Below are 24,834 nucleotides of genomic sequence, written 5' to 3' on the forward strand. Positions count from 1 at the left end.
GTAGGCAGTTGGTTTAATTTATATTTTTGATTGGTATAAAGGGAAGACATATTTTATGTCTGGCCAAGGATTGATTGTTGCTTTTTTTGGTGGAAGAGAATGATCTTTAATCAGAAATAGTGTTTTAAATAATTCTAGTATGTTACCTGCAAATCAAATAACTTTTCAGCCTATAGATACCTGTCTCAACTGCGGCATGCAGTTTGACAACGAAGATCATTTTTGTCGAGGCTGCGGAGCAAAAAAAATCGAAGAGCGCTTTACGGTTCGGCGGGTGATGCACGAAGCGGGAGAGCGTATATTCAATTTAGACAATAGATTTCTGCGCACATTTAAAGATTTGTTCTTGAAGCCGGAAGCAGTTATTGGTGGTTTTCTCGCGGGCCTGCGCAAAAGATATCTCGATGCCTTTAGCTATTTTACCATTGCGATTACTATTTCGGGATTTCAGGTATTTGTACTGAAGCGTTTTTATCCTGATATCATTAAAGAGATGAGTTCTTTGGATGGTCAGAATAATGCGTTAACTGAAATGATTCAGAATTCAACGATGGAATATCAACCCGTCGTGATGTTTTCGACCATTCCAATATTGGCATTTATGGGTTGGCTCACGTTTCTTACTTTGAAGAAACATAACTATACGGAGCACTTAATTATTCAAATGTATAGCTATTCCCATTTGTCTATTTTGGGATCTATCCTTGGGATTGTTTTTTTGATTACGGGGATGAATTACCTGCTTTTCGGGTTGCTAACTATTCCCCTTTATATCATTTATAATGTATATATTTTTAAACGCCTTTATACATTGAGCGTAAAGGGTATTCTACTGCGTACGTTGTTTTTCTTGGCAATTCTTCTTTTTTGGTATGTAGCTCTTGTACTAATTGTATTAGCAGTCTTGTTTATAACTGATCCTAATGTTTTTGTAGAACTGGCCAATCAAAACGCCGGTTAGGCTTCAAATTCCTTTTGACTGTACTCCGGTTTTTATTCTTCTTTAAAACGGGTCTTATAGAGTATTGACAATCAAACTGATTAAGGTCTTAAAATTAAGTCAAAGCCCCGTTTGTCAAATCAATATATAATTGTACATTTGCAGCCCTGTTTTCACGCGTGAGCGCGGGAGCAGGAAATGGAATGTTTAATAATTAAATAAAACAGTGTGGACACATTAAGTTACAAAACAGTATCTGCCAACAAGAACACCGTTAATAAGGAGTGGGTTGTTATTGATGCTGAAGGACAAACGTTGGGTCGCATGTCTACTATCGTTGCAAAATTTTTGCGCGGAAAGTACAAGCCTAACTACACACCACACGTTGATTGCGGAGACAATGTAATTGTTATCAATGCCTCTAAAATCAACTTAACAGGAAACAAGTGGGATTCTAAATCTTACATCCGTCATACGGGTTATCCTGGTGGTCAAAGAAGCCTAACTGCAAAAGAAATGTACAGCAAAGACCCTGCGCGTCTTGTTGAAAATGCAGTAAAAGGTATGTTGCCTAAAAACAAATTAGGTGCAGCGATCTATCGCAATTTAAAGGTTTATGCCGGTGCAGATCACGGGCAGGAAGCGCAAAAACCTAAAGTAATCAACATTAACGAACTCAAGTAAATGGAAGTAATTCACAAAATTGGTCGTAGAAAGACCGCCGTTGCTCGTGTTTATTTAGCTCCTGGTTCTGGTAACATCACCATTAACAAGCGTGATCTTAAAGACTACTTTACTACAGGAACTTTACAGTACAAAGTACACCAGCCATTAGTAATGACTGAGAATGACAAAAACTTTGACGTTAAAGTAAATGTATACGGTGGCGGAATTACCGGTCAGGCAGAAGCTGTACGTCTTGCTCTTTCCAGAGCAATGTGCGAAGTAGACGCAGAGAACAGAGCTATCCTTAAGCCTGAAGGTTTATTGACCAGAGATCCAAGAATGGTAGAGCGTAAGAAATTCGGTCAGAAGAAAGCGCGTAAGAAATTCCAATTCTCAAAACGTTAAGAAAACGTGTTTTTCAATCCTTGCGGATTTTATTTTCCGTCTGGTTTTTGAAAACAAAAAGAAATTAATTTAATAAATGTCCTTGTCCCGATACGTCGGGAAATGAGTTTAGCATCTAAATAGCTAAGGCGCGGTTTAAAACCAACCACTTAACTATTGCTACTACAACGGGAACGTAAACGAATTTTAAAATGGCAAAAACAGAAAATGTAAAGGATTTACTGGATGCTGGTGTACACTTTGGTCACCTAACCAGAAGATGGGATCCTAACATGGCACCATATATCTATATGGAGCGCAATGGTATTCACATCATAAATCTGTACAAAACAGCTGCAAAACTTGCTGAGGCTTCAGAAGCACTTAGTAAAATCGCAGCTTCAGGTAGAAAAATACTTTTTGTAGCTACCAAAAAACAAGCAAAAGAAATTGTTGCAGATCACGCAAGCCGTGCTAAGATGCCTTACATCACAGAGCGCTGGCCGGGTGGTATGTTAACCAACTTTGTAACCATACGTAAAGCGGTTAAGAAAATGCAGACCGTAGACCGTATGAAGCAGGATGGTCGTTTTGACAGCTTGTCTAAAAAAGAGCAATTACAAATGAACCGTATGCGTGACAAACTCGAGAAGAACTTAGGTTCTATCGAAGATATGACACGTCTTCCGGGAGCTTTATTTGTAGTTGACATCAAGCGTGAACACATTGCGATTAAAGAAGCTCAAAAATTAAACATTCCAATCTTTGCGATGGTAGATACCAACTCAGACCCACGTCAGGTTGACTTCGCCATCCCATCTAATGACGATGCTTCTAAATCTATTGAGAAAATCATCGCTAACGTAGCAGACGCTATCGAAGAAGGTCTTTCTGAGCGTAAAGCAAACAAAGACAAAGACGATAAGCCAAAAGTTAAAAAAGCTGACAAGCCTGCAAAAGCTAAAAAAGCTAAAGCAGTAACTAGCGACGAAGAAGAATAGTATTTAACAATTTGATAATAGCTGAAGTCGTTTAGTATATTGCATTCTGCACTAAACTAAGCGACTTTTGTTTTAACTCATAAAACGTAAATAACATGGCAAAAATAACAGCCGCAGAAGTAAATAAACTAAGACAGGCTACCGGTGCCGGTATGATGGATTGTAAAAATGCATTGGTAGAGGCAGACGGGGATTTTGACAAAGCAATTGCTGTACTTCGTAAGAAAGGTCAGAAAGTTGCTGAAAAGCGTGCAGATCGCGATTCAAGCGAAGGTGTTGTTGTGGCAAAAATCAACGACGCTAACAATAAAGGTGTGGTGTTTTCTTTAAACTGTGAGACCGACTTTGTTGCGAAAAATGATACCTACGTAGAATTGGCTACAAAATTGGGTGAAATCGCAATCAACCACGACTCAAAAGAATCATTCCTTGAAGCAGATTTTGGTGGAATGACCGTTTCTGAAAAACTAATTGAGCAAACCGGTGTTATCGGTGAGAAATTAGAAATCGGCGGTTTTGAAGTGCTTGAAGCTCCTTTCGTTGGTTCTTATGTGCACGGAAACAAAATCGGTGCGTTGACCGGTCTTTCTAAAGCTACTGACAATGCTGAAGAAACTGCGAAAGTAGTATCTATGCAGGTTGCTTCTATGGGTGCAACCACGTTGTCTTACAAAGATTTTGATCCTGAATTTGTAGCTAACGAAACCGAAGCGCGTATCGCAGCTATCGAAAAAGAAAATGAAGAGCTGGGACGTTTAGGTAAAACCAAAAAGAACGTACCGCTTTACATCTCTATGTCTCAGTTAACTCCTGAAGTTATGGCTAAGGCAGAAGCAGATATCAAAGAAGAGTTGAAGGCAGAAGGCAAGCCTGAGCAAATCTGGGATCGTATCGTTCCCGGTAAGTTAGAGCGTTTTGTTGCAGACAACACTACCCTTGACAATGAGAAAGCATTACTAGACCAGGTATTTATTATGGACGACAGCAAGAATGTTGCTCAGTACGTAAAAGATCAGGGTGATGCAGAAGTTGTAGGCTTTAAGCGTGTAAGCTTGGCTTAATTCGTTTAGACGAAATTATATAATTAAGAAGGCTGCCAATTGGCGGCCTTTTTTTGTTTGCAATTACCCCTTTTACCACAAGCCTAATTAACCGTATATTTGCCCAAAATTTTCTACAGCCATGCAATACAAGCGCATTCTACTCAAATTATCAGGTGAAGCATTAATGGGAAAACGCCAGTACGGCATTGACCCCGATCGTTTAGCAGAATATGCAGATGAGATCAAAAGTGTTTTAGATAAAGGCGTAGAAGTGGCTATCGTAATTGGTGGCGGAAACATCTTTAGAGGCGTAGCCGGTGCCAGCCGCGGGATGGACCGCGTGCAGGGCGATCATATGGGGATGCTGGCAACCGTAATCAACGGTTTGGCCTTACAAAGCGCCCTTGAAGAAGCCGGTATTCAAACCCGTCTGCAAAGTGCTATAAAAATAAATGAAGTGGCAGAGCCGTTTATCCGCCGTCGTGCGATACGTCACTTGGAAAAAGGACGTGTGGTGATTTTTGGTGGGGGTACGGGTAACCCGTATTTTACAACCGATTCTGCTGCGGTATTGCGCGCTATAGAAATCAATGCAGACGTGATCCTTAAAGGAACCCGTGTAGACGGTATTTATACCAGTGATCCGGAGAAAGACAGCAAAGCCGTGAAGTTTGACTTCATCAGTTTTGAAGATGTGCTGCAAAAAGGCCTGAAAGTAATGGATACCACAGCATTCACATTAAGTCAGGAAAATGAATTGCCTATTATCGTTTTTGATATGAACAAACAGGGCAATCTGCTTAAAGTGGTTGAGGGCGAAAACATAGGTACTACCGTAAACCTCTAACAGGCCAAATCACGAATTAAAAACCGTGCATTTTTTTGCGCAGCGGTTATTACCAAAATGATTTTACTATTTTTGACTGGTTTTTTTAAAAAGCTAAAATTCTAAAAGCTATGAACGAAGACATTCAATTTATACTAGACGAGGCTAAAGAAGCGATGGAAAATGCCATCGTTCACCTGAAGAAGCAATTTGCAAACATTCGCGCAGGTAAGGCCAGTCCGTCGATGGTGGGTAGTGTGATGGTTGACTATTACGGCAGCCAGACTCCGCTTACGCAGGTGGCCAACGTAAACACTCCGGATGGTCGTACGTTGTCTATTCAGCCCTGGGAAAAAGCGATGATTCCTGAAATTGAAAAGGCGATTATGAACTCAAACCTGGGTTTTAACCCAATGAATAACGGGGAGAGTGTGATCATCAACGTACCGCCACTTACTGAAGAACGTCGTAAAGACCTGGTAAAACAAGCCAAAGCAGAAGCCGAAGATTCTAAAATCGGGGTGCGTAACGATCGTAAGAATGCCAATAATGAGATTAAAAAACTCGAGAAAGAAGGTCTGGCAGAAGATTTATGCCGTAATGCCGAAGTAGATGTTCAGGAGCTTACCGATATTCATATTAAAAGAATAGACGAGCTGCTTGCGGTAAAGGAAAAAGAAATTCTTACCGTATAACAGACGTTAAACTACTCCTAAGAGCGACCCAAGGGTCGCTTTTTTTATCCTAATTTTAGACATTTGGCTTGAATTACACTCTGTAATGCACACTAATCTGCCCGTTCTGTAATGCATAAAATCCTATTTTTTTGCTCTTTTTTTGCTCTCTGCCTGGCTTCTGGCTTTGCGCAACAGCAAATGACCTATACAGATTCAGTGATTAAAAAGGCGATTGCCAATCGTTCAAAAAACAATCCACAGCAGGCACTACCGTATTTTAGTTATACCACGTACGAGAAAACAATTATTACCGATTCGCTCGAGCGCGAGAACAATGCGCACGCCTTTTTTGCAGAGAAGGTTTCAGAAAATCAATACGATGAGACTGCTGGTTTTAAGGAAGAAGTTTTGGGGTTTAACATGGCCGGTTTTACTGAGCCGCGTTATGAGGTTTTGGGAATCACCCTGCAATCCCGCTCATTTTACGATGAAGATTACGAGATTTTTAATTACCGCTACGCCGGCCCTTTATCTACCCGCGGACTCAAAAATTACTACTACGCTTTTGTAAAAGATACCATGATTCTAAACCGGTCGAGTTTGATGATCGAGTTTTGGCCGCAGCGACCTGAAACCATTCCCGGTCTGAGCGGAGTTTTATATCTGGATGCTCAAACGCTTGCCATTCAAAAAATGCAAATTGCGATTCAGGATGAATTGATAGCCCGTATTGAGCAGGAATACCGCTACTTTGCACAGGAGGATATTTATATGCCGGCGTCCAATAAGCTGTACATCGAAAAAGGCGATACTTCAAAACGCCTTTCTTTTTTCAGAGGTAAAATTTCCGTAGGAACGCTAGAAAACAGTCCGGTTAAGGAAGCAATTGAAGGGCGCTATCTCTTATCTACCTCGTACAATTCGGCTTTTAACTTTTCGCAAAGCGAAAAAATCACACACCCCAATCTGGCAATCGAAGTACTGGAAGATGCAGGCTCAAAACCGGAAACGTTTTGGGAAGAATACCGCGATCAGGCTCTTTCCCAGCGGGATTTGAACAGTTTTAAATACCTGAATGATGTTGTCAAGACTGAAAATATTGAGCGTCGCCTCGCAGTCATTAACAATTTCGGGATCGGTTATTACACGCTTGATTTCTTTGATTTTGATCTGACCTATCCGGTTAAATTCAACAATTACGAAGGTTTGCGCCTGGGCTTGGGCGGCGTCACCAATGCCGATTTTAGTGAGCGTTTCCGGCTGGAAGGCTATACTGCATATGGTTTTAAAGACCATACCTGGAAATACGGTATAGGTGGCGGTATTATGCTCAACAAATCGCACGGTGCATGGCTAAGTCTCACTTACAACGACGATTTACAGGAAGTGGGAAGCTTCAATTACCTTACAGACCGTCGTGTCTATTCGCTTTTCGAGCCCCGGCTGGTCAACATCACCCAGTTTTTTGACTACAAAACCCTAAGACTGAATCAGGAATATCAAATCACGCCAAAAATCCTTTCGGAGTTTCAGTTTGCCAAGACAAACGTGCTGCAAACTCAGGATTATACCTTTGTGCTCGATGATGAATCGTATAGCGAATACGACATCACCGAAGCTACTTTTGGATTGCGTTGGAGCCCTTCCAGCAAAATTATGCGCTCTGAAAAAGGTACGGTTGAGATTTATGATGGCTATCCTAAGGTAACCGCACAGGTTTCCAGAGGAATCTCAGGCTTGCTTAATGGAGATTTTGACTTCACCCGTTTAGGCGCCAAGTTTTTTTATCAGGTAGAACGACTTAATAAATCAACCACCGAATTTTTAATCGAGGGGAAGATGGCTTTTGGAGAGGTGCCACTAACGCATTTATTTCACGCTTACCCGAATGCGCCAACTAAAGAAACGGTAATGCAGCGCTTTTCGGTGGCCGGGGTAAACAGTTTTGAAACGATGTATTTTGGGGAGTTCTTTTCAGATCGTCTCGCGACTTTGCAAATCAAACATCGCTTGCGACCTTTAGATTTAGGCGAAAAGTTTAAACCTGAAATGGTTTTGATTACACGCTATGCTATAGGTGATATTTCAAATATGGAAAGGCATCAGGATGTTAGTTTCGGCAGGTTGAATAAAGGCTATACCGAATCTGGCCTGGAGATCAATAAGATTCTCTTTGGTTTTGGTATCAGTCTGACCTACAGATATGGAGCGTATCATTTGCCCGGAACTGCAGACAATCTTGCTTTTAAATTCACCTTCAATCTCCAATTGTGATTCAATCAACACTTTTGGCTGTTAGCAGCACCTCTTTTCCTGTTGCTTTGCGCTAAAATCGGCTTATATTGAGTACCTTTGCGCCCTCTTAAATTAGAACGATGACCAAGCTTTTGGGGTACGGATTTTGGAACGGCGTCGCGCGTCTTATTTTACGCAATCGGCTATTTATTCTTTTTCTTATTGCCGGTTTTACAGTATTTCTGGGAACGCAATGGCAGTATATGCGCTTTACCTATACCGAGGCCAATCTGCTGCCCGATGATCACGAGGTAAACCTCGAATACAACCGCTTTCTCGATCAGTTTGGGGAAGAAGGCAATCTGGTGGTTTTCGGTATAAAAGATTCCACGCTTTTTACGCCCGAAATTCTCAATAAATGGAATGCGCTTTCAGACTCTATCAATCAATTTGACGCAGTCGCGCTTTCGGTTTCCTTAAAAGATTTAAAAATCCTTCAGAAAGAAGAAGACCCCCAGCGTTTTGATCTGGAGCCTTTTATTGAAGGCGATATTAATACCAAACTTCAGGCGTTAGCCTTAAAGAAAAAACTCTTTACAGACCTGCCCTTTTACGAGGGACTCGTCTACAACAAAGAGACGGGTACGGTACGTACTGCGGTCTACCTTAAAAAAGACATTGTCAATACCGCAGCGCGAAAAGATTTCATTCTTGATGACCTGATCCCGCTGATTCAGGATTTTGAAGACGAGACCGGCATTACGGTTCACACGAGTGGGATGCCTTACATACGCACACTCAACAGCAAAACCATTATTGGGGAAATCGGCTATTTTGTAGGTGGTGCACTTTTGGTCACCTCGCTTATCTTTTTCTTCTTTTTCAGATCGTATCGCGCCACGTTTATTTCTATGATTACGGTGGTAATTGGCGTTATGTGGGCCTTTGGGTTTCTGGGACTTTTAGGTTATGAAATCACGGTTCTTACCGCGCTGATTCCGCCTTTGATTATTGTAATCGGGATTCCTAACTGTATCTTTTTGATCAATAAATACCAGCAGGAATATAAAAATCACGGTAATAAAATTCGCGCGTTGCAGCGGGTGATTACTAAAGTGGGTAACGCCACCCTTATGACCAATATCACTACGGCTTCGGGTTTTGCGACCTTTATTTTGACGCAAAGTTCGTTGTTGAAGGAATTTGGTATTGTCGCGTCTATCAATATTATCGCGATCTTTTTGCTGAGCCTGTTGATCATTCCCATCATTTACAGCTATATGTCTCCGCCCAAAGAGCGTCACCTCAAACACCTGGGTAAAACCTGGATTGAAGGTTTTGTGAACTGGATTGAGCATTTGGTACGCAACAAGCGCGTGACCGTGTACTGTGTGGCTTTGGTTTTGCTTATCGCCAGTATGATTGGGATTTACAACATTCGCGTTTCGGGAAGTCTTATTGAAGATATGCCGAAGAAAACCGCGTTTTACAAGGATATTAAGTTTTTTGAAACCGAATTTGACGGCATTATGCCGCTCGAGATTCTTATTGATACCAAACGTCCCAAAGGCGTGATGAAGCTGCCTACCCTAAAACGGATGGATGAACTGGCAACCACGATTTCTGAAACACCGGAGCTTTCCAAGCCGGTTTCAATAGTGAATCTGGTGAAGTACGGGAAGCAGGCGTTTTACAATGGCGACCCGCAATACTATCAATTGCCTACTTCAAACGAGCGCAATTTTATTTTGCCCTACGCCCAGAGTTTTTCAAACGAAGCCGGTTTGCTGGACAGTTATGTAGATTCTACGGGGCAGTATGCTCGAATGACGACCTTTATGCAGGACATCGGCACAGACCGTATGGAAATCATTGAAGAAAACCTGTACAACAAGATCAATATCCTATTTCCTGAAGATAAGTTTGACGTTACCCTCACCGGTAAAGCGTTGGTTTTTCAGAAGGGCACCGATTATTTGATCAATAATCTGGTTATCAGCCTTTCGCTGGCTATTTTGCTTATCGCTCTGTTTATGGCTTTTATGTTTCGGTCACTTAAGATGATTTTGGTTTCCCTGATCCCGAATTTGTTGCCGCTGCTTATCACCGCCGGACTTATGGGCTTTTTGGGCGTCCCCATAAAACCCTCTACCATTTTGGTGTTTAGTATCGCGTTTGGAATTTCAGTAGATGATACGATTCACTTTTTGGCCAAATACCGTCAGGAACTGCGCAGCAGCGGCTGGAAAATCAAGCGTTCGGTCTATGCTTCGGTTAAAGAAGCAGGCGTAAGTATGTTTTATACCTCGATTGTTTTGTTTTTCGGCTTTTCGGTCTTTATGATCAGTAGCTTCGGGGGAACCGTAGCGCTGGGAGGTTTGGTTTCGGTAACGCTGATATTTGCCATGCTTTCCAATCTGGTATTACTGCCGTCTTTATTGCTTTCGCTGGAGCGAAATATCGCCAACAAAGAAGACTTTAAGAAACCCGCCATTCAAATTTTGGACGAGGTTGATGAGGACGATCTGGAAGAGTTTAATCGCGATAGTAATTAAAAGCCCATTTTTTGACTGGAACTGCCGTAAAATTTATCTTTGCCGACAATACAATTAAACTTAAAAGTAAAAGAACCTTAGCGGGATCTTTCTAAAATAGAATTAGATGAAAAAAACAATCGTACACATTTTAAAAGACGAACCAAAAGAGCAGGAGCTCACGGTTAAAGGTTGGGTTAAATCATTTCGCGCAAACCGCTTTATAGCGCTTAATGACGGGTCAACTATCAATAATTTACAGTGTGTGGTTGATTTCGAAAATACAGATCCGTCTTTACTGAAACGCATCACGGTAGGTGCCGCAATCGCTGTTACCGGAAATTTGGTAGCCAGTCAGGGCGGTGGTCAGGCGGTTGAAGTTGACGTTAAGGAGGTTAAAATACTTGGCGATGCAGATCCTGAAGAGGTAAAGCGCACCATCTTGCAGCCCAAGCGTCATACACTCGAGAAGCTGCGTGAGCAGGCTCACCTGCGCGTGCGTACAAATACCTTTGGTGCGGTGATGCGTCTGCGTTCGCAACTGAGTTTTGCCGTGCATCAGTATTTTCAAAGAGAAGGTTTTTATTATGTAAATACACCCATCATTACCGGTAGTGATGCAGAGGGTGCTGGCGAGATGTTTAAAGTTACGGCCTTAGACATTAAGAATCCGCCAAAAGATAAAGACGGAAACATCGATTATAAAAAAGATTTCTTCGGAAAGGAAACCAATCTGACGGTTTCCGGGCAGTTGGAAGGAGAGACTTATGCCTTAGGTTTGGGGCAAATTTATACGTTTGGGCCAACCTTTAGAGCTGAAAACTCCAATACCAGTCGTCACCTGGCTGAGTTCTGGATGATTGAGCCGGAGGTGGCTTTTAACGATCTGGATGCCAATATGGACCTGGCGGAAGACTTCATCAAATACGTGATTCAGTATGTGATGGATAATGGGCAGGATGATCTCGAGTTTTTAGAAAACCGACTCATTCAGGAAGATAAGGCCAAGCCAGAAGCAGAACGCGCGCCTATGCCGCTTCGAGAAAAGTTGAAGTTTGTACTCGAAAACAACTTTAAACGCGTAAGCTACACCGAAGCGATTGATATTCTCAAGGATTCAAAACCCAATAAAAAGAAAAAATTCAATTACATCATTGAAGAGTGGGGTGCCGATCTGCAAAGTGAGCATGAGCGTTTTCTGGTTGAAAAACACTTTAAGTGCCCAGTTATCCTGTTTGATTATCCCGCAAACATCAAGGCGTTTTATATGCGTTTAAATGAAGACGGGAAGACTGTACGTGCCATGGATATTCTCTTCCCGGGAATTGGGGAGATCGTAGGAGGTTCACAGCGGGAAGAGCGTTTAGAAGTACTTCAGGAAAAGATGGCTGCGCTTGATATCCCCGAAGAAGAATTGTGGTGGTATCTCGATACGCGTCGTTTTGGTACCTGCGTACACAGTGGTTTTGGCCTGGGCTTTGAGCGTTTGGTGCTTTTTGCCACGGGTATGACAAACATTAGGGATGTGATTCCGTATCCGCGTTTTCCGCAAAATGCTGAATTCTAGTGGTAAACCTAAACTAAAGAACAACCCGATTTCAACAATCGGGTTTTTTTGGCTCCAGCCGAAAAAAGTTACGGGGATAAACCCCCTTTTTTCAGGGGAAATAGACGGTTATGTTAAATAATGCTTAATTTCAGCCATTCATTAAAACAAACCCTTATGCGAAAAATTACTTTTTTTACGGCAGCCCTTTTTGCTGCATTTTTAGTCACTTCCTGCGATAAACCTTGTGATTGTCAGGAGTTGGAGGAGCCAACCGCCGGAGTTCCGGGTAATATTATTCCTTTACAGGTTGCAGATTCCCTCTACAAAAACTACGGTAACAGCCGCGTTTCTTTAATCGAAATGGCTGAAAACATCACCGAAGAAGGCGATACCATCCCTAAAGAAGATGCGAATTACAAACAGGCCACCCGTCTGGTTAGTTTTTCATTTGCGGAGATGAAAAAATATATGGCATATATCGAGCAGCAGGCGGATTCTGCAGGTGTTGAGATCACAGAACTGCGTGTGTATTTTGGTAAATATGGTAAGAATCCTAAGAATAAGAATAAATCAAACAAAGGAACCGTATTTTTTAATCCTGCAACTGAGTTTGTTAAGGCAGATGGCACGCGAGATACAGTAAGTTTTGCGATCCTTAATAAAGCTGACGGAAGCAAAGAGGCTGTAACCGTAGGTTCTGTTCTAAACGGATTAACTTCAGACTCAGGTCTAAGTGAAGAAAATGTCACCTCATTATCCGAAAACATAGGTCACGAGATGCCTCCTCCTCCAATAAGCTCTGAAGACTTTTAATAAGTCTAATTTTGAATACATAAATTGGATATTCAGATTTCTACAGAAAGATTAGATCTCATTTTAGGTAATCATGCCTTGATTGCCATGAATATCTTTGAATTATTAGCATTTATTTCAGGATTAGCATATTGGAAAAAATTTACTGGTTCTCCAATAATAGTTTTTATCATTTTTTTAGGTTATAATTTCTTTAATGAAATGATCGCTGCCGCAATAAACGTGACAGGAATTCTTAATAGAACGACTGTATTTTATAATTTAAGATATCTTTTCTATTTCTCTGCTATTTACTGGATTTATTATAAATACTTAAAATATCAATTGTATAAGCAAACAGTTGTAGTTCTATATTTTACTTGGCTTATTACTCTCTTTTATTTTGTGCTGACAAGTAATTTTGTGATACAAAAACCAGTGTTTTCCGCTGTAACGGGTGATTTTTTCTTAATTATAATTATTCTGTTTTATTTAATTGAAACAATTAAAAATGCAGATCTCAGTAGAATACAAGACCTGCCATTAATCTATATAAGTGTGGGACTATTAATAAGTACGGTTATACAACTTCCCGTGTCTATAATAAATTATAAGGGATGGTTGAACCTTACAGAAGTTTCTAATAGCCTAAATACATTTTATAGTATTATCAGAAACACTAGCTTCTGGTCTTACTCCTTGATGTATGGCATTTTTGCTTTTGGTTTTTACAAGGCAAAACCTCAAGAGGTCAAAAGTTAAATGGATCAGGGAACGCAACTTTTAGTGATTTTAGTGGTTTTGCTGGTCTTATTTTTACTGGCGGTCATCGTATTTGTTTTGTTTTGGGTGTTTATGAAGCGTAAGAATGCCCTGTTACGAGAGCAGATAGAAGCCGAAAAGCGCTACGAGCGCGCCATTGCGGAGACTCAGATCGAGATTCGGGAAGAAACCCTGCGCAACATCAGCTGGGAATTGCACGACAATATTGGTCAGTTGCTCACCCTGGCCAAAATTAAAGCTCAAAACATTGAAGGCGGCGAAGAAATGCTGGAGGTAGCAGAAACCATTGGTACAGGTTTAAACGAGTTACGCGCACTTTCAAAGTCTATTAATCCCGAAGCGATTAACGGTCAATCGCTTATTCATTCTCTGGAGGTGGAGGTAGCCCGTTTTAATCGTTTAAAATACCTTTCTGCAGATTATGAGTTGCTGGGCGATCCTATTGCCATGGATCCTAAAGTAGAAATAGTATTATTCCGTATTGTACAGGAATTTATGACCAATACCATGAAGCATTCTAAGGCTGCAAACCTTAAAATCAGTGTTCAGTTTAAGGTCGAAGCACTTGAAATTACCGCATTGGATAACGGTGTGGGTTTTGATGCCGATAAATTGGCTGAAAAAGGTATCGGCCTGAGTAATATTGATAAACGCGCAGAACTAATAGGAGCAAAAGCCAGGATAAGCTCTATTCCCGGTGCCGGTACGCGTTTAGTGTTAACCTATCCATTAAAATAAAACTATGTATAAAGTTGCCCTTGTAGATGATCACACCCTTTTGTCTGAAGCTATCGCCGGACTGGTACGTCAGTTTGATAATTTTGAGGTGGTGTATATTGGCCTAAATGGAAAGGAGTTTGTTGATTACCTTAATTCCGATCAGGCAGTTAAGCCCGACATAGTGCTGATGGATGTAAATATGCCGGTTATGGGTGGTGTCGAAACCACTACACACCTTAGCAAACACCATCCGGATATTAAAGTGCTTGCGCTTTCTATAGAAGAGGAGGAGAGTGTAGTGTTGCAAATGATTCGTGCCGGGGCAAAAGGGTATTTGCTTAAAGACACGCGTAAAGCGATCCTCGAGCAGGCGCTCAATGAGGTGTTGACACACGGCTTTTACTATACCAATACGGTTGAAAAACTGGTTAAACGTAATGAGGCAGCGCATGAGGATGAAGTTACCTTAAAGGAGCGGGAGCTTGAATTTATAAAGCATGCTTGCACCGAAATGACCTACAAGGAAATCGCCGAGCTTATGTTTTTGAGCCCCAAGACCATAGAAGGTTATCGGGAGTCTGTTTTTCAAAAACTAGGACTTAAAAACCGAACCGGTCTTGTGATTTATGCGATTAAGAATAAGATTTTCGTACCCTAACCGGGGATATTAAAAACCCTTCGGCACTGTATTAACAAAAGTTTGATATATCTTTCTAAAGTCAATTTCGTTACTTTTGTAGGTACAGATGGCTATAACTTATGCTTAAACAACAACTCAATTTTAAATTATCTCAAAAGCTTTCGCCTCAGCAAATACAGCTGATGAAACTTATTCAACTTCCTACGCAGGCTTTTGAGCAGCGCGTAAAGCAGGAGCTTGAAGAAAATCCTGCACTGGATAGTGGCAAGGAAGAGATAAAGGATGAATATGAGGAGTTTGATAACAGTGGGGAAGAAGACTACGATTCAGAAAAGATTGAAACAGAGATTGATGTTGATGATTACCTCTCTGATGATGAGATTCCCAGCTATCGCTTAAATACCAATAACTACAGTGCAGATGATGAGGAACGCCAGATACCCTACGCAGGTGGAACCTCATTTACCCAGCATTTGATGAGCCAGCTGCATACCTACAGGCTTACTGATGAGCAGATGGAGATTGCCGAGTTTTTAATTGGAAGCATTGATGAAAGTGGGTATATACGTCGTGATCTGGTTGATTTGGTTGACGACCTGGCGTTTACTCAAAATATTTATACTTCAGAAGAGCAGGTGACCAAAATCCTTAAGGTGGTTCAAAATCTGGATCCCGCAGGAGTAGGGGCGCGCAGCCTGGAGGAATGTTTATTGATTCAGCTCCGCCGAAAAGACGAGACCGCCGCGGTTTCTTTGGCAATAGATATTCTGGAAGAGGCATTCGATCACTTCAGCAAAAAACATTACACTAAGTTATTATCGAAGTTTGATATCAACGAAGATCAGCTTCGCGATGCTATTGACGAAATAGAACATCTCAACCCAAAGCCGGGAGGTTCATACGCCGGAAATACCAAGATTGTTGAGCATGTAATTCCAGATTTTACCATAAAAATAAACGACGGAGAACTCGAGTTAACGCTCAATGGCCGCAATGCTCCCGAAATGCACGTTTCGCAGGAATATACCAATATGCTAAAAGGCTATAAAGCCGCGAAGGAGAAAAGTAAATCGCAAAAAGATGCGGTGATGTTCATCAAACAAAAGCTCGATGCCGCAAAATGGTTTATTGAAGCTATTAAGCAACGCCAGCAAACGCTTTACGTCACGATGAGCTCAATTATGAACTATCAGAAGGAGTACTTCCTTACCGGTGATGAGCGTAATTTAAGGCCAATGATCTTAAAGGATATAGCCGATGAGATTGATATGGATGTTTCTACCGTTTCAAGGGTTGCAAATAGTAAGTATGTAGATACACCTTATGGTACCAAACTGATCAAGGAATTCTTTAGCGAAAGTATGACCAATGATCAGGGCGAGGAAGTTTCTACACGAGAGATCAAGAAAATCCTTGAGATTACCATTCAGGAAGAAAATAAGCGTAAACCGCTTACCGATGATAAACTCGCTAAGATACTTAAAGAAAAGGGGTATCCCATCGCGAGGAGAACAGTTGCTAAATACCGGGAACAGCTTGATTTGCCGGTGGCACGTTTGCGTAAAGAAATTTAATGAGAATAGTGCTTCGTTTTTTTTCGTACCTGATGCATCCACTCCTAATGCCTATTCTTGGAGTGGTGATTTACTTTTATGTTACGCCAAAATTTGTGCCCGAGTCCTTTATGTATGCCAAATTATTTGCGTTGAGCATATTGACTATCGTAGTGCCGGTTCTTTTTTATTTTTTGTTAGAAAGTGTAAATGTGGTCTCAGACAAAGAACTTGCTTTGGTGAAAGAGAGACGTGTACCTTTATTGATACAGGTAGCCATTACGCTGCTTATTTTAAAACTGATCATCAATGGCTATGAGTTTCCCGAACTCTATTTGTTTTTCTTTGGGATATTAATAGCAGCGGCTTTTGCATTTTTATGCGCTGTACTGCGCTTCAAGGTAAGTCTGCATATGATAGGGGTGAGTGGTGTTTTACTCTTTGTAATGGGCTTAAGTATGCTGTACCAGTCTAATTTTTTGCTGCTCATCGGTTTCCTGGTCCTTTCAATTGGCTTTACAGCAGCTTCCCGTCTTCAGTCTAAGGCTCATACGATGCCCGAGTTACTTGCGGGTTTAGTAGTAGGTGGACTTCCGCAGATCCTGCTCTTTGTTTTTTATAAGATGTAAAACATGAGTCCCAGCTTTAAGCTGTTTAGTTCAACCGGACTTCCTTCAAGACTTACAGCATCAGAGAAAAAGGGATTGATGTTGTAGTAAAAGAAAAAATTGAAGGTGTCGTACCCAAAGGAAAAGGTTAAACCCAGGCGATAGCGTTCAAATTCGGGAACATCGGTCTGAATTACCTGATTTCCCTGCTGCTCAAAATTGAATTTGTACGCGTAAACGTATCCCAATTGCAGACCGCTGTAAATCCTCCAGAACTTATACGTTGAGGCTGTAGAAGTGCGCCAGCGCAGTTGTATGGGCATTTCAACCAGATAGGTGCTAAACCAGTTCTTGTCGTAGTCAATTTGATTATCAATAATTCGGAATATAGTTTCTTCTGAAGGCATTTCCCCAACGAAGAGGTTTTGGTTGTAGGTGTTCATAGATAAGCCGGCGCCTACTCCTATAGCCCAATTTCTACCCTCATTAATAGGCATATCCCGTATATAGCCCAAATGAAGTCCGCCGCTGAAGCCGTTTTGCTCCATCGCTTCAGGCTTGTTGGTGAGCAGGTTAAAGGTCACCCCCAAATAGAACTGATCTTCCCTATAGCGGTCATCTACGCGAGTCGAATCATTTTCAATAGATTCCTGAGCATATAAACCGGAATTCATCAGCAAGACGATTACAATAAGAAAATGATTAAGCCTCATATGTTGTGGGTTTTCGCTATACTATAAAATAACAAAAAAACGCTCTGAATAGTACAGAGCGTTTTTTCAAATTAATTTTAAGAGATATGCAATAAATCTAATCGAGTATTAATTGTTGTTTTCAACAGCGTCACCTTTTTTGGTAACATAATTAATTTTCAATGCATTCGCTGTGCGAAGTTCCTGTTTAATGTCTGAAATAAGACCCATCTTGCTATCCCCATCAACTTTTAAAGCGGTGGTCAAAAATGGAACTACTTCCTCGCGTTTGCTGGCGCGTTCCTGATAGATGAAATCCTGTATTTCAGAAACATCTGCAAATTTATCATTAAGCTGAATTTTTGCAGAAGTACCATAAGTACCTTGATAACGCTCTACAGGCTCACCGGCATAGATATACATTACAAGATCTTTTTTATCAAGTTTCTCAACCTGGTTAGCTGTTGGTAAGTCATTTTTAACCATTAAGGTATTTTGACGCATTACGGTAGCAACCATGAAGAAGAAAAGTAACATAAAAACGATATCAGGCAACGAAGCTGTCGAAATAGCCGGTAGATCACCACTTTTTTTCTTATTAAACTTAGACATAAATTATAGGTTTAAAAGTTTTTAGTTTTTCTTAGGCTCAGCTTCAGAAAGTTTCTCCGGATAGAGTTCGCGTATTTCCTCAACACGAGGCTTTAAGCGCTCCTTATCACGTTCTGAAGTACGGGGGTCATTGTATCTTTTTTCCATAGAAACAAAAGACTCTCCGTATTTGCTTTGTGCTTCACGATCCCGTAGCTCATTGTAAGCTGCAACGAGTTCATTCTGAACTGCGATATATCTTTTATAGGTAGTACCGCGGTTGTTAACCAGAGAAATAATGGCCTTTTGTGGATTTACAGAAGAGGTCTCAGATTTGGCACCCTGACAATAGGAACAATCTTCAGCTCCATTGTCTAAAAATGCTACTGCTGCAGCTCTTAAATCCTTTAATTGCATTACCTCGTCCTCAACTAACAACTCGTCGTTGCTGTTTACGATTACTGTAAATAGGTTACGCTCTTTAATTACAGGTGGAGGAGGTTGATTCTCTTCCTGCTCGGGAGGTAGTTTACGGCTAATACCGCTATCTGTTTCGATTGTTGTGGTTACCAGGAAGAAAATAAGCAGTAAGAACGCAATGTCTGCCATCGATCCTGCATTTACTTCTGGTGCTGCTCTTTTTGCCATAATTTTTCTTATTTAGCTAATTTCTTAACTCCTGAAAATACCATTGAACCAATTGCAACTAAAGCAAGAATATAAAACATATAGATACCTGCTTCAATCCATCGGGATGCACTAGCAGATACTACTTCGCCATCACGCATAGTTACTTCTTCTCCTGAAGCCAGAACGTAAGAGATAACAACTATTGCAAGAAATGCACCAACTCCTATCAGAGTACTCTTCAAGGAAGAGCCACTACTGAATAGGTTTTTAAGAACAAATACCAGTACAAAGACAATAGCTATTGCGATAGTCACGTAAGCAATATAGATAATAGGAGTTACCAGACTGCTCTGTAAATCTGCTGAATCTGTAATCGCTGTATCACCTGCCAATAGAATTCTTACAAGCCAGATAGCTCCAAGTACCGACAGTATTAAAGCGACAATTTTTAATATTTTATGTAACATAATGAGTCTGTGTATTTAAAGTGGGAATTATTACTTCTTGTAACGTACAAGCATATCTATCAAAGTGATAGAAGCATCTTCCATATCATTAACGATGCTGTCAATTTTAGCAATGATATAGTTGTAAAAAATCTGAAGAATAATCGCCACGATAAGACCAAATACGGTAGTCAAAAGTGCTACTTTAATACCTCCCGCAACAAGAGATGGTTGCATATCACCGGCAGCCTCAATCTTATCAAATGCCTGGATCATACCAATTACCGTACCCATGAAACCAAGCATCGGTGCAAGTGCGATAAATAAAGATACCCAAGAAACGTTTTTCTCAAGAAGACCCATTTGAACACCGCCGTAAGCTACAACTGCTTTCTCAGCTGCTTCAACGCCTTCGTCTACACGGTCAAGACCTTGATAATATATAGAAGCTACAGGGCCTCTGGTATTGCGGCAAACTTCTTTTGCAGCCTCGATACCACCACTGTTTAATGCGTCTTCAACATCCTGCGCTAGTTTGGTTGTGTTTGTAGTAGCAAGATTTAAATAAATAATACGCTCAATTGCGATAGCAAGACCTAATATCAAACATAAAAGTACGATACCCATAAAGCCAGGACCACCTTCAATAAAACGCTTTTTTAACTCTTGAGTGAAAGAAACTGATTCTGCTTCATCATCAGCCGGTGCTGCTGCATCATCAGCCGGTTCATCTTGAACTGCTGTAATCACTGCTGCGTTAGCAGTCATTAGAGTTGCAGTATTTGCTTGAGCCGTTAGGTTGCTTAACGCCATTACAGCTGTGATTACTAGAATAGAAAATACTCTTTTCATTGCTTTGATCTTAAAAATTTAGTTAGTAAAGTGATAAAGATATAAAATTAATTATTCAATTATTAAAAATTAGCAGAGAGGAAGGGATTCGAACCCTCGATACGCTTTTGGCGTATACACACTTTCCAGGCGTGCGCCTTCGACCACTCGGCCACCTCTCTTTAGTAGGCCGCAGCCTTTGTCTTCAATGGGGAGCCAATTAACAAAAAAAATATCGATTTCCAAAAGGTTTTATACCAACGGCTCATTGTTTCTGTCAACTCATCTCTCCCCTTAGAGAGGTTTCAAATATAGTCTTAAAGACCTTTAATGACAAGTTTTGGCTATTTAGATACATCATTTTGGTTACTGCTGCTTCAATGGTTAAATCCCTTCCCGAAATAACCCCGATTTTTTTAAGCGTCGTACTCGTCTCATAATTACCCATTTGAACACTTCCCCAGGTACACTGTGTAATGTTAACCACAGGTATCCCTTTTTGAATATTTTTTTGAATTAATTTTAAGAACCATTCTTCTGTAGAGCAGTTTCCAGAGCCAAAGGTGAGCAAAATCACTCCGCTAAACTTTAACTTTTCAAAGGTGTCTGTTAACAGTTCTTTTTGAATTCCGGGATAGAGGTGCAGGACCAAAATGTCGGTTTTCAGGTCTTCATGAACAACAAGTTTTTTCCGTTTGTAAGGCAAAAGCTTATCATCTTCGATAGTTAAATGCACACCTGATGTTGCCAGTGGTGGGTAATTGGGCGATTTGAACGCTTCAAAATGCTCAGCGCTTATCTTTGAACTGCGGTTGCCCCGATAGAGCTTATATTCAAAATACAGACATACTTCACTTATATAAGGACGGTTTCTTTTTTTGAGCCCGGCGATCTGGATCGCAGTAATGAGATTTTCTTTAGCGTCGGTACGCAAATCGCCAATGGGTAGTTGTGAACCGGTAAAAATAACGGGTTTGCTTAAGTTTTCGAGCATAAAGCTCAATGCCGATGCGGTATAGCTCATAGTGTCACTCCCGTGCAAAATCACAAAACCATCATACGAATCGTAATGGTCTTTTATGATCTGGCACAATTGAACCCATAAAGCCGGATTCATGTTTGAACTGTCGATGGGCTTGTTAAATCCGGTTGTGCTGATTTCGCAATCGAGCAGGCGTAACTCAGGAATTTTTTCGAGCAAATCTTTAAAGTCAAATGCCTTCAAGGCACCGGTCTCAAAATCTTTAATCATCCCGATGGTACCCCCGGTATAAATAAGAAGAATTTTAGTTTGCTGGCTCAAGACTCTTTAGCTTGTTGATTACTGGATTTGCATACATAAGTAAGAAGCTTTCCATCGCTATTGCGCTATCGGGATTTACCCTGCGCTCTATACGGCGTTCAAAATTGCGTTTATCACGGTCGGTATAAGCGTGTGCAAAGTCTGTTGTTTTGTGATAAAGGTCATAGGCTACAAAATTGGAAGGCCACAGCTTGTAAATACGATAAATCTCGTGATCTATTTTTTTGGCAAGCTCCTGGAGTTTATCATTGTCAGATAGGTCGCTGGCTTCTAATTTGTCGAATATTGAAGAATCTAATTTACCTGCTGCTATATGTATTCTCTTTTTGTTGCCCAAAGCGCCGCGCATGATGCTGTTAAAGTCCTCATTGTTGGTTTTTATGTAGGCTATGTCCTCGCTTTTTGCGATAAGTTCGGGTACTTTTAATATGTCTGTAGGGTCAAATTCATAGGAAATAGCGACCGGACGAATATTCAAACTTTTTAAATAAGTCATCACCGGTACATTTCCCCGCGCCATTGCTGCCATTTTAAGAACACCTTGCTGTGTTTTGTCGCTGCCGTCTTTGGTGCGGCCTTCCCGTTGAGCCATCCAGATCGACTGATTTTGTTCAAGCAAATAGGCTAAGTATTCAGAAAGTTTCTTGGAACTTACCAGCATTTCCCGAGGACTCAGGCTGCGTTGCACCATAAAGCTTCGGTTGAGCCGGGCAAGTGCCAGTAGAAATGATTTTTTAACAAGGTTATCTCCTATAGCTGACGCAGTCATCACTAAGTCGTGGTCGTAAAGTGCCACGTTTATAAACGATGTGTCTAAAATGATGTCTCTGTGATTGGACAGAAAAAAGTAGGCCTTGTTGCGTTCCAAGTCATCAAAGCCGGAAGTGGAAAAACCATCGGTGCTTTTTTCCATTACCCGCTGTATCGATTGATAGATGATGCGGGTTTGAAAATCGTAAATAGAATGACAACTATTCAGGATACTTTTGATCTCCTGTTCCGTTTTTTCAGGAAATGTGAACTGAAGTAAGGCCAGAAACATCGGGTGCTTCTGAAATTCCTGCAAAGTCTCGTGGACTTCAGAATCATAATACGGTCTTATGGAGTCAAATTGTGACACGTGCTCTTTTGTTTTAGGGTAAATAACGAACTATTTTAGGGATCAGTCAAGTCTAAACAGTTTTTTAGCATTATGGGTTGTTTGTTCTGCGATTTGCCCAACGGGTAAATCATAAATAGCAGCTAATTTTTGTGCAACCTCAATAAGATAGCTGCTTTCATTGCGTTTACCGCGGTAGGGAGTGGGAGCAAGATAGGGAGCATCGGTCTCCAGAACGATATGCTCCAGATCAATCTCATTTATAAACTGGTCGATTTTCCCGTTTTTAAATGTGACCACGCCTCCTATGCCCAACAGCAAATTAAGATCTATAGCTTTTTGGGCATGTTCCCGGTTTCCGGTAAAGCAGTGAAAAATTCCGCGAAGCGCATCACTCTTTTCTGCTTCCAGTACTTCAAAAACCTCGTCAAATGCGTCCCGACAATGTATGGCAATGGGCAGGTCATATTGTTTAGCCAATTGGATCTGTTCGGCAAAAACCTCTTTTTGCAGGGCTTCGGTAGAGCGATCCCAGTATAAATCAATGCCAATTTCACCTACTGCGCAATAGGATTTTGAATTGAGTTCTTCTTTTACATGTTTCATTTCAGCCTGAATGGTTTCGGAATCAACATGTGTAGGATGAAGACCGGTCATAAGGTGCATGGATTCCGGATATTGTGCTTTGAGGTCCCACATGGCTTTTGTGTAAGTAGAATCTATGGCCGGAAGCACAAATTTTTTAATTGAGGCTTCAAGCGCACGTTCTATGACTTCATCGCGATCGTCTTTAAAGGACTCGCTGTATAAATGGGTATGGGTGTCTATAAACATAAGTTGGCAAATTTAAAATTTCGGGTAAGCCTAAGCACAAAACTTTAGTGAATATTTAAAACCTTCCTGTTTTATTTAGTCTAAGTTTGAAAAAATCTATATTGAAAATGGGTTCATTGCGCCGACATCTTACCAAAAAAGATTACATAAGAGTTCCCTTAAAAACTGTAGGTACCGGACATCTTAAATTTGATGCACGAATCAATGGAGTCGCAGGCGAGTTTATTTTAGACACAGGTGCGTCTAATACATGTATAGGTTTTGAAGATCTGGAACGTTTTAAGCTGTTTGCGGAAGATAGTGATATTAAGGCTGCCGGTGCCGGTGCTATAGATATGCTGACTCAATTATCGCAGAATAATAAAATCGAAATTGGAGAATGGTCTACCAAAAAGGCCTCTATTGTTCTGTTTGATTTATCTCATGTTAATACGGCATTGACCAATCATAAGGCCCAGCCCGTAAGTGGAATTATTGGCGCAGATATATTAAAACAGGGAAAGGCTGTTATAGACTATCAGTACGAATGTTTGTATCTGAAAAAATAATACCCTCAGAATAGTATTGCATCTTTACAATACTGCAGAATCCCGTCGGTCTGTTATGTAGAATCTTTAGCGGGAGTTTTTAAGGTGATTGTAATTGCTTCAAAAGTAGAATTCTTTAATTTCTCATTCTTCTTCAAGTTCATTGTATGTAGCGCTATAAAGAAATCCGGTTCTTCGGTTTAAGATAAAACGCCTCGCTTCGGGTTTTGATATTCAGTAAAAAGATCAAAAATGGGTTTAACCCTCGCTCGCCAACCCTTTATGATTTGGGTTGAAGTATGTAAGCAAAGAAATCCGTTTCTTCGGTTTAAGATAAAACGCCTCGCTTCGGGTTTTGGTATTCAGTAAAAAGATTAAAATGGGTTTAACCCTCGCTTGCCAGCCCTTTATGATTTGGGTAACGGTATATAAACAAAGAAATCCGGTTCTTCGGTTTAAGATAGAAACCCCTCGCTTCGGGTTTTGATATTCAGTAAAAAGACTAAAATAGGTTTAACCCTCGCTCGCCACCCCCTTTTGATTTGCGGTAACGGTATATAAACAAAGAAATCCGGTTCTTCGGGTTAAGATAAAATGCCTCGCTTCGGGTTTTGATATTCAGTAAAAAGATTAAAAATGGATTTAACCCTCGCTCGCCACCCCTTTATGATTTGGGTTGAAGTATGTAAACAAAGAAATCCGGTTCTTCGGTTTAAGATAGAAACCCCTCGCTTCGGGTTTTGATATTCAGTAAAAGGATCAAAAATGGGTTTAACCCTCGCTCGCCACCCCTTTATGATTTGGGTAACGGCATATAAACAAAGAAAGCCAGCTCTGAGAGCTGGCTTTCACCCCAAATCATAATTGATTATTACAAGTCAATTACAACAGTCTTAAATATTTTCCGCTTTTCAGCACGGTGCAAACATA

At 40.8% G+C, this 24,834-nt stretch carries 25 protein-coding genes and 1 tRNA gene; 17 read left to right on the forward strand and 9 right to left on the reverse strand.

The annotated features are described in order from the left end of the window. Positions 1 to 139: 139 nt before the first annotated feature. The 16 genes from LLW17_RS02495 (at position 140) to LLW17_RS02570 (ending at position 16,972) form a co-directional block, all read left to right on the forward strand. Complete coding sequence (locus tag LLW17_RS02495; protein ID WP_228228688.1) at positions 140 to 961, forward strand: DUF3667 domain-containing protein; 822 nt, start codon at positions 140 to 142, stop codon at positions 959 to 961. Positions 962 to 1,168: 207 nt separating this feature from the next. After that, entirely contained in the window at positions 1,169 to 1,624 is a 456-nt protein-coding gene (gene rplM, locus LLW17_RS02500) for a 50S ribosomal protein L13 (protein WP_228228689.1), read from the forward strand. Further along, on the forward strand, positions 1,625 to 2,011 hold the full coding sequence (gene rpsI / locus LLW17_RS02505) for a 30S ribosomal protein S9 (protein WP_228228690.1): 387 nt from the start codon (positions 1,625 to 1,627) through the stop codon (positions 2,009 to 2,011). Positions 2,012 to 2,202: 191 nt separating this feature from the next. Then, positions 2,203 to 2,991: a 30S ribosomal protein S2 gene (gene rpsB / locus LLW17_RS02510; RefSeq protein ID WP_228228691.1), complete on the forward strand. Its 789-nt coding sequence runs from the start codon at positions 2,203 to 2,205 to the stop codon at positions 2,989 to 2,991. A gap of 95 nt (positions 2,992 to 3,086) precedes the next feature. After that, positions 3,087 to 4,052, forward strand: coding sequence for a translation elongation factor Ts (gene tsf / locus LLW17_RS02515; RefSeq protein ID WP_228228692.1), 966 nt, complete (start codon positions 3,087 to 3,089; stop codon positions 4,050 to 4,052). Between the two features lie 121 nt (positions 4,053 to 4,173). After that, positions 4,174 to 4,881 (forward strand): UMP kinase, encoded by a 708-nt coding sequence (gene pyrH, locus LLW17_RS02520; RefSeq protein WP_099644638.1) that lies wholly within the window; start codon positions 4,174 to 4,176, stop codon positions 4,879 to 4,881. 110 nt (positions 4,882 to 4,991) lie between these two features. Next, on the forward strand, positions 4,992 to 5,555 hold the full coding sequence (gene frr, locus LLW17_RS02525) for a ribosome recycling factor (protein WP_228228693.1): 564 nt from the start codon (positions 4,992 to 4,994) through the stop codon (positions 5,553 to 5,555). A gap of 180 nt (positions 5,556 to 5,735) precedes the next feature. Further along, positions 5,736 to 7,811 (forward strand): DUF5686 family protein, encoded by a 2,076-nt coding sequence (locus tag LLW17_RS02530; protein ID WP_228228694.1) that lies wholly within the window; start codon positions 5,736 to 5,738, stop codon positions 7,809 to 7,811. Positions 7,812 to 7,912: 101 nt separating this feature from the next. Beyond that, positions 7,913 to 10,327, forward strand: coding sequence for an efflux RND transporter permease subunit (locus LLW17_RS02535; protein WP_228228695.1), 2,415 nt, complete (start codon positions 7,913 to 7,915; stop codon positions 10,325 to 10,327). A 106-nt stretch (positions 10,328 to 10,433) separates the two neighbouring features. After that, positions 10,434 to 11,873 carry an asparagine--tRNA ligase gene (gene asnS, locus LLW17_RS02540; protein ID WP_228228696.1) on the forward strand — a complete coding sequence of 480 codons (1,440 nt, stop codon included), beginning with the start codon at positions 10,434 to 10,436 and terminating at the stop codon, positions 11,871 to 11,873. A 156-nt stretch (positions 11,874 to 12,029) separates the two neighbouring features. Next, on the forward strand, positions 12,030 to 12,668 hold the full coding sequence (locus LLW17_RS02545) for a hypothetical protein (protein WP_228228697.1): 639 nt from the start codon (positions 12,030 to 12,032) through the stop codon (positions 12,666 to 12,668). Positions 12,669 to 12,692: 24 nt separating this feature from the next. Beyond that, positions 12,693 to 13,409: a hypothetical protein gene (locus tag LLW17_RS02550; RefSeq protein WP_228228698.1), complete on the forward strand. Its 717-nt coding sequence runs from the start codon at positions 12,693 to 12,695 to the stop codon at positions 13,407 to 13,409. After that, a complete protein-coding gene (locus tag LLW17_RS02555; protein WP_228228699.1) occupies positions 13,410 to 14,168 on the forward strand; it encodes a sensor histidine kinase in 759 nt (252 codons plus the stop codon). A gap of 4 nt (positions 14,169 to 14,172) precedes the next feature. Further along, positions 14,173 to 14,808: a response regulator transcription factor gene (locus LLW17_RS02560; RefSeq protein ID WP_228228700.1), complete on the forward strand. Its 636-nt coding sequence runs from the start codon at positions 14,173 to 14,175 to the stop codon at positions 14,806 to 14,808. Positions 14,809 to 14,909: 101 nt separating this feature from the next. Then, positions 14,910 to 16,364, forward strand: a complete 1,455-nt coding sequence (gene rpoN, locus LLW17_RS02565; RefSeq protein ID WP_228228701.1) for an RNA polymerase factor sigma-54 — start codon at positions 14,910 to 14,912, stop codon at positions 16,362 to 16,364. Next, positions 16,364 to 16,972, forward strand: coding sequence for a hypothetical protein (locus tag LLW17_RS02570; protein WP_228228702.1), 609 nt, complete (start codon positions 16,364 to 16,366; stop codon positions 16,970 to 16,972). The genes rpoN and LLW17_RS02570 overlap by 1 nt, the downstream gene beginning before the upstream one ends. Here the strand turns inward: LLW17_RS02570 and LLW17_RS02575 are convergent. From LLW17_RS02575 to LLW17_RS02615, 9 genes are all read right to left on the reverse strand, one after another. Beyond that, positions 16,960 to 17,664: a porin family protein gene (locus LLW17_RS02575; protein WP_228228703.1), complete on the reverse strand. Its 705-nt coding sequence runs from the start codon at positions 17,662 to 17,664 to the stop codon at positions 16,960 to 16,962. The two genes, LLW17_RS02570 and LLW17_RS02575, sit on opposite strands and share 13 nt — an antisense overlap. Positions 17,665 to 17,772: 108 nt before the next feature. Beyond that, positions 17,773 to 18,255: an ExbD/TolR family protein gene (locus LLW17_RS02580; protein ID WP_228228704.1), complete on the reverse strand. Its 483-nt coding sequence runs from the start codon at positions 18,253 to 18,255 to the stop codon at positions 17,773 to 17,775. Between the two features lie 21 nt (positions 18,256 to 18,276). Further along, on the reverse strand, positions 18,277 to 18,882 hold the full coding sequence (locus LLW17_RS02585; protein ID WP_228228705.1) for an ExbD/TolR family protein: 606 nt from the start codon (positions 18,880 to 18,882) through the stop codon (positions 18,277 to 18,279). An 8-nt stretch (positions 18,883 to 18,890) separates the two neighbouring features. Beyond that, positions 18,891 to 19,331, reverse strand: a complete 441-nt coding sequence (locus LLW17_RS02590) for a hypothetical protein (RefSeq protein WP_228228706.1) — start codon at positions 19,329 to 19,331, stop codon at positions 18,891 to 18,893. Between the two features lie 30 nt (positions 19,332 to 19,361). Then, positions 19,362 to 20,162 carry a MotA/TolQ/ExbB proton channel family protein gene (locus LLW17_RS02595; RefSeq protein ID WP_228228707.1) on the reverse strand — a complete coding sequence of 267 codons (801 nt, stop codon included), beginning with the start codon at positions 20,160 to 20,162 and terminating at the stop codon, positions 19,362 to 19,364. A 73-nt stretch (positions 20,163 to 20,235) separates the two neighbouring features. Next, positions 20,236 to 20,323: transfer RNA gene (locus tag LLW17_RS02600), tRNA-Ser, on the reverse strand. Positions 20,324 to 20,418: 95 nt separating this feature from the next. After that, entirely contained in the window at positions 20,419 to 21,444 is a 1,026-nt protein-coding gene (locus LLW17_RS02605; RefSeq protein ID WP_228228708.1) for an asparaginase, read from the reverse strand. Continuing rightward, positions 21,428 to 22,564, reverse strand: a complete 1,137-nt coding sequence (locus LLW17_RS02610) for a 1-acyl-sn-glycerol-3-phosphate acyltransferase (protein ID WP_228228709.1) — start codon at positions 22,562 to 22,564, stop codon at positions 21,428 to 21,430. The genes LLW17_RS02605 and LLW17_RS02610 overlap by 17 nt, the downstream gene beginning before the upstream one ends. 42 nt (positions 22,565 to 22,606) lie before the next feature. Beyond that, positions 22,607 to 23,377 (reverse strand): TatD family hydrolase, encoded by a 771-nt coding sequence (locus LLW17_RS02615; protein WP_228228710.1) that lies wholly within the window; start codon positions 23,375 to 23,377, stop codon positions 22,607 to 22,609. Between the two features lie 107 nt (positions 23,378 to 23,484). Here LLW17_RS02615 and LLW17_RS02620 point away from each other — a divergent pair, with 107 nt between their 5' ends. Next, the gene (locus LLW17_RS02620) at positions 23,485 to 23,925 is read left to right on the forward strand and encodes a retropepsin-like aspartic protease family protein (protein ID WP_228228711.1); all 441 of its coding nucleotides are present in this window, start codon (positions 23,485 to 23,487) and stop codon (positions 23,923 to 23,925) included. Positions 23,926 to 24,834 lie beyond the last annotated feature (909 nt).

It is taken from the genome of Leeuwenhoekiella parthenopeia (assembly GCF_020782115.1).
In the GTDB taxonomy this organism is placed as follows: domain Bacteria; phylum Bacteroidota; class Bacteroidia; order Flavobacteriales; family Flavobacteriaceae; genus Leeuwenhoekiella; species Leeuwenhoekiella parthenopeia.

Bases quoted from the DNA above. Each gene is read 5' to 3' on its own strand.
- LLW17_RS02495 (WP_228228688.1), top strand. From the start codon at position 140: ATGTTACCTGCAAATCAAATAACTTTTCAGCCTATAGATACCTGTCTC.
- rpsI (WP_228228690.1), top strand. From the start codon at position 1,625: ATGGAAGTAATTCACAAAATTGGTCGTAGAAAGACCGCCGTTGCTCGT.
- rpsB (WP_228228691.1), top strand. From the start codon at position 2,203: ATGGCAAAAACAGAAAATGTAAAGGATTTACTGGATGCTGGTGTACAC.
- tsf (WP_228228692.1), top strand. From the start codon at position 3,087: ATGGCAAAAATAACAGCCGCAGAAGTAAATAAACTAAGACAGGCTACC.
- pyrH (WP_099644638.1), top strand. From the start codon at position 4,174: ATGCAATACAAGCGCATTCTACTCAAATTATCAGGTGAAGCATTAATG.
- frr (WP_228228693.1), top strand. From the start codon at position 4,992: ATGAACGAAGACATTCAATTTATACTAGACGAGGCTAAAGAAGCGATG.
- LLW17_RS02530 (WP_228228694.1), top strand. From the start codon at position 5,736: ATGACCTATACAGATTCAGTGATTAAAAAGGCGATTGCCAATCGTTCA.
- LLW17_RS02535 (WP_228228695.1), top strand. From the start codon at position 7,913: ATGACCAAGCTTTTGGGGTACGGATTTTGGAACGGCGTCGCGCGTCTT.
- asnS (WP_228228696.1), top strand. From the start codon at position 10,434: ATGAAAAAAACAATCGTACACATTTTAAAAGACGAACCAAAAGAGCAG.
- LLW17_RS02545 (WP_228228697.1), top strand. From the start codon at position 12,030: ATGCGAAAAATTACTTTTTTTACGGCAGCCCTTTTTGCTGCATTTTTA.
- LLW17_RS02555 (WP_228228699.1), top strand. From the start codon at position 13,410: ATGGATCAGGGAACGCAACTTTTAGTGATTTTAGTGGTTTTGCTGGTC.
- LLW17_RS02560 (WP_228228700.1), top strand. From the start codon at position 14,173: ATGTATAAAGTTGCCCTTGTAGATGATCACACCCTTTTGTCTGAAGCT.
- rpoN (WP_228228701.1), top strand. From the start codon at position 14,910: ATGCTTAAACAACAACTCAATTTTAAATTATCTCAAAAGCTTTCGCCT.
- LLW17_RS02570 (WP_228228702.1), top strand. From the start codon at position 16,364: ATGAGAATAGTGCTTCGTTTTTTTTCGTACCTGATGCATCCACTCCTA.
- LLW17_RS02575 (WP_228228703.1), bottom strand. From the start codon at position 17,664: ATGAGGCTTAATCATTTTCTTATTGTAATCGTCTTGCTGATGAATTCC.
- LLW17_RS02580 (WP_228228704.1), bottom strand. From the start codon at position 18,255: ATGTCTAAGTTTAATAAGAAAAAAAGTGGTGATCTACCGGCTATTTCG.
- LLW17_RS02585 (WP_228228705.1), bottom strand. From the start codon at position 18,882: ATGGCAAAAAGAGCAGCACCAGAAGTAAATGCAGGATCGATGGCAGAC.
- LLW17_RS02590 (WP_228228706.1), bottom strand. From the start codon at position 19,331: ATGTTACATAAAATATTAAAAATTGTCGCTTTAATACTGTCGGTACTT.
- LLW17_RS02595 (WP_228228707.1), bottom strand. From the start codon at position 20,162: ATGAAAAGAGTATTTTCTATTCTAGTAATCACAGCTGTAATGGCGTTA.
- LLW17_RS02615 (WP_228228710.1), bottom strand. From the start codon at position 23,377: ATGTTTATAGACACCCATACCCATTTATACAGCGAGTCCTTTAAAGAC.
- LLW17_RS02620 (WP_228228711.1), top strand. From the start codon at position 23,485: ATGGGTTCATTGCGCCGACATCTTACCAAAAAAGATTACATAAGAGTT.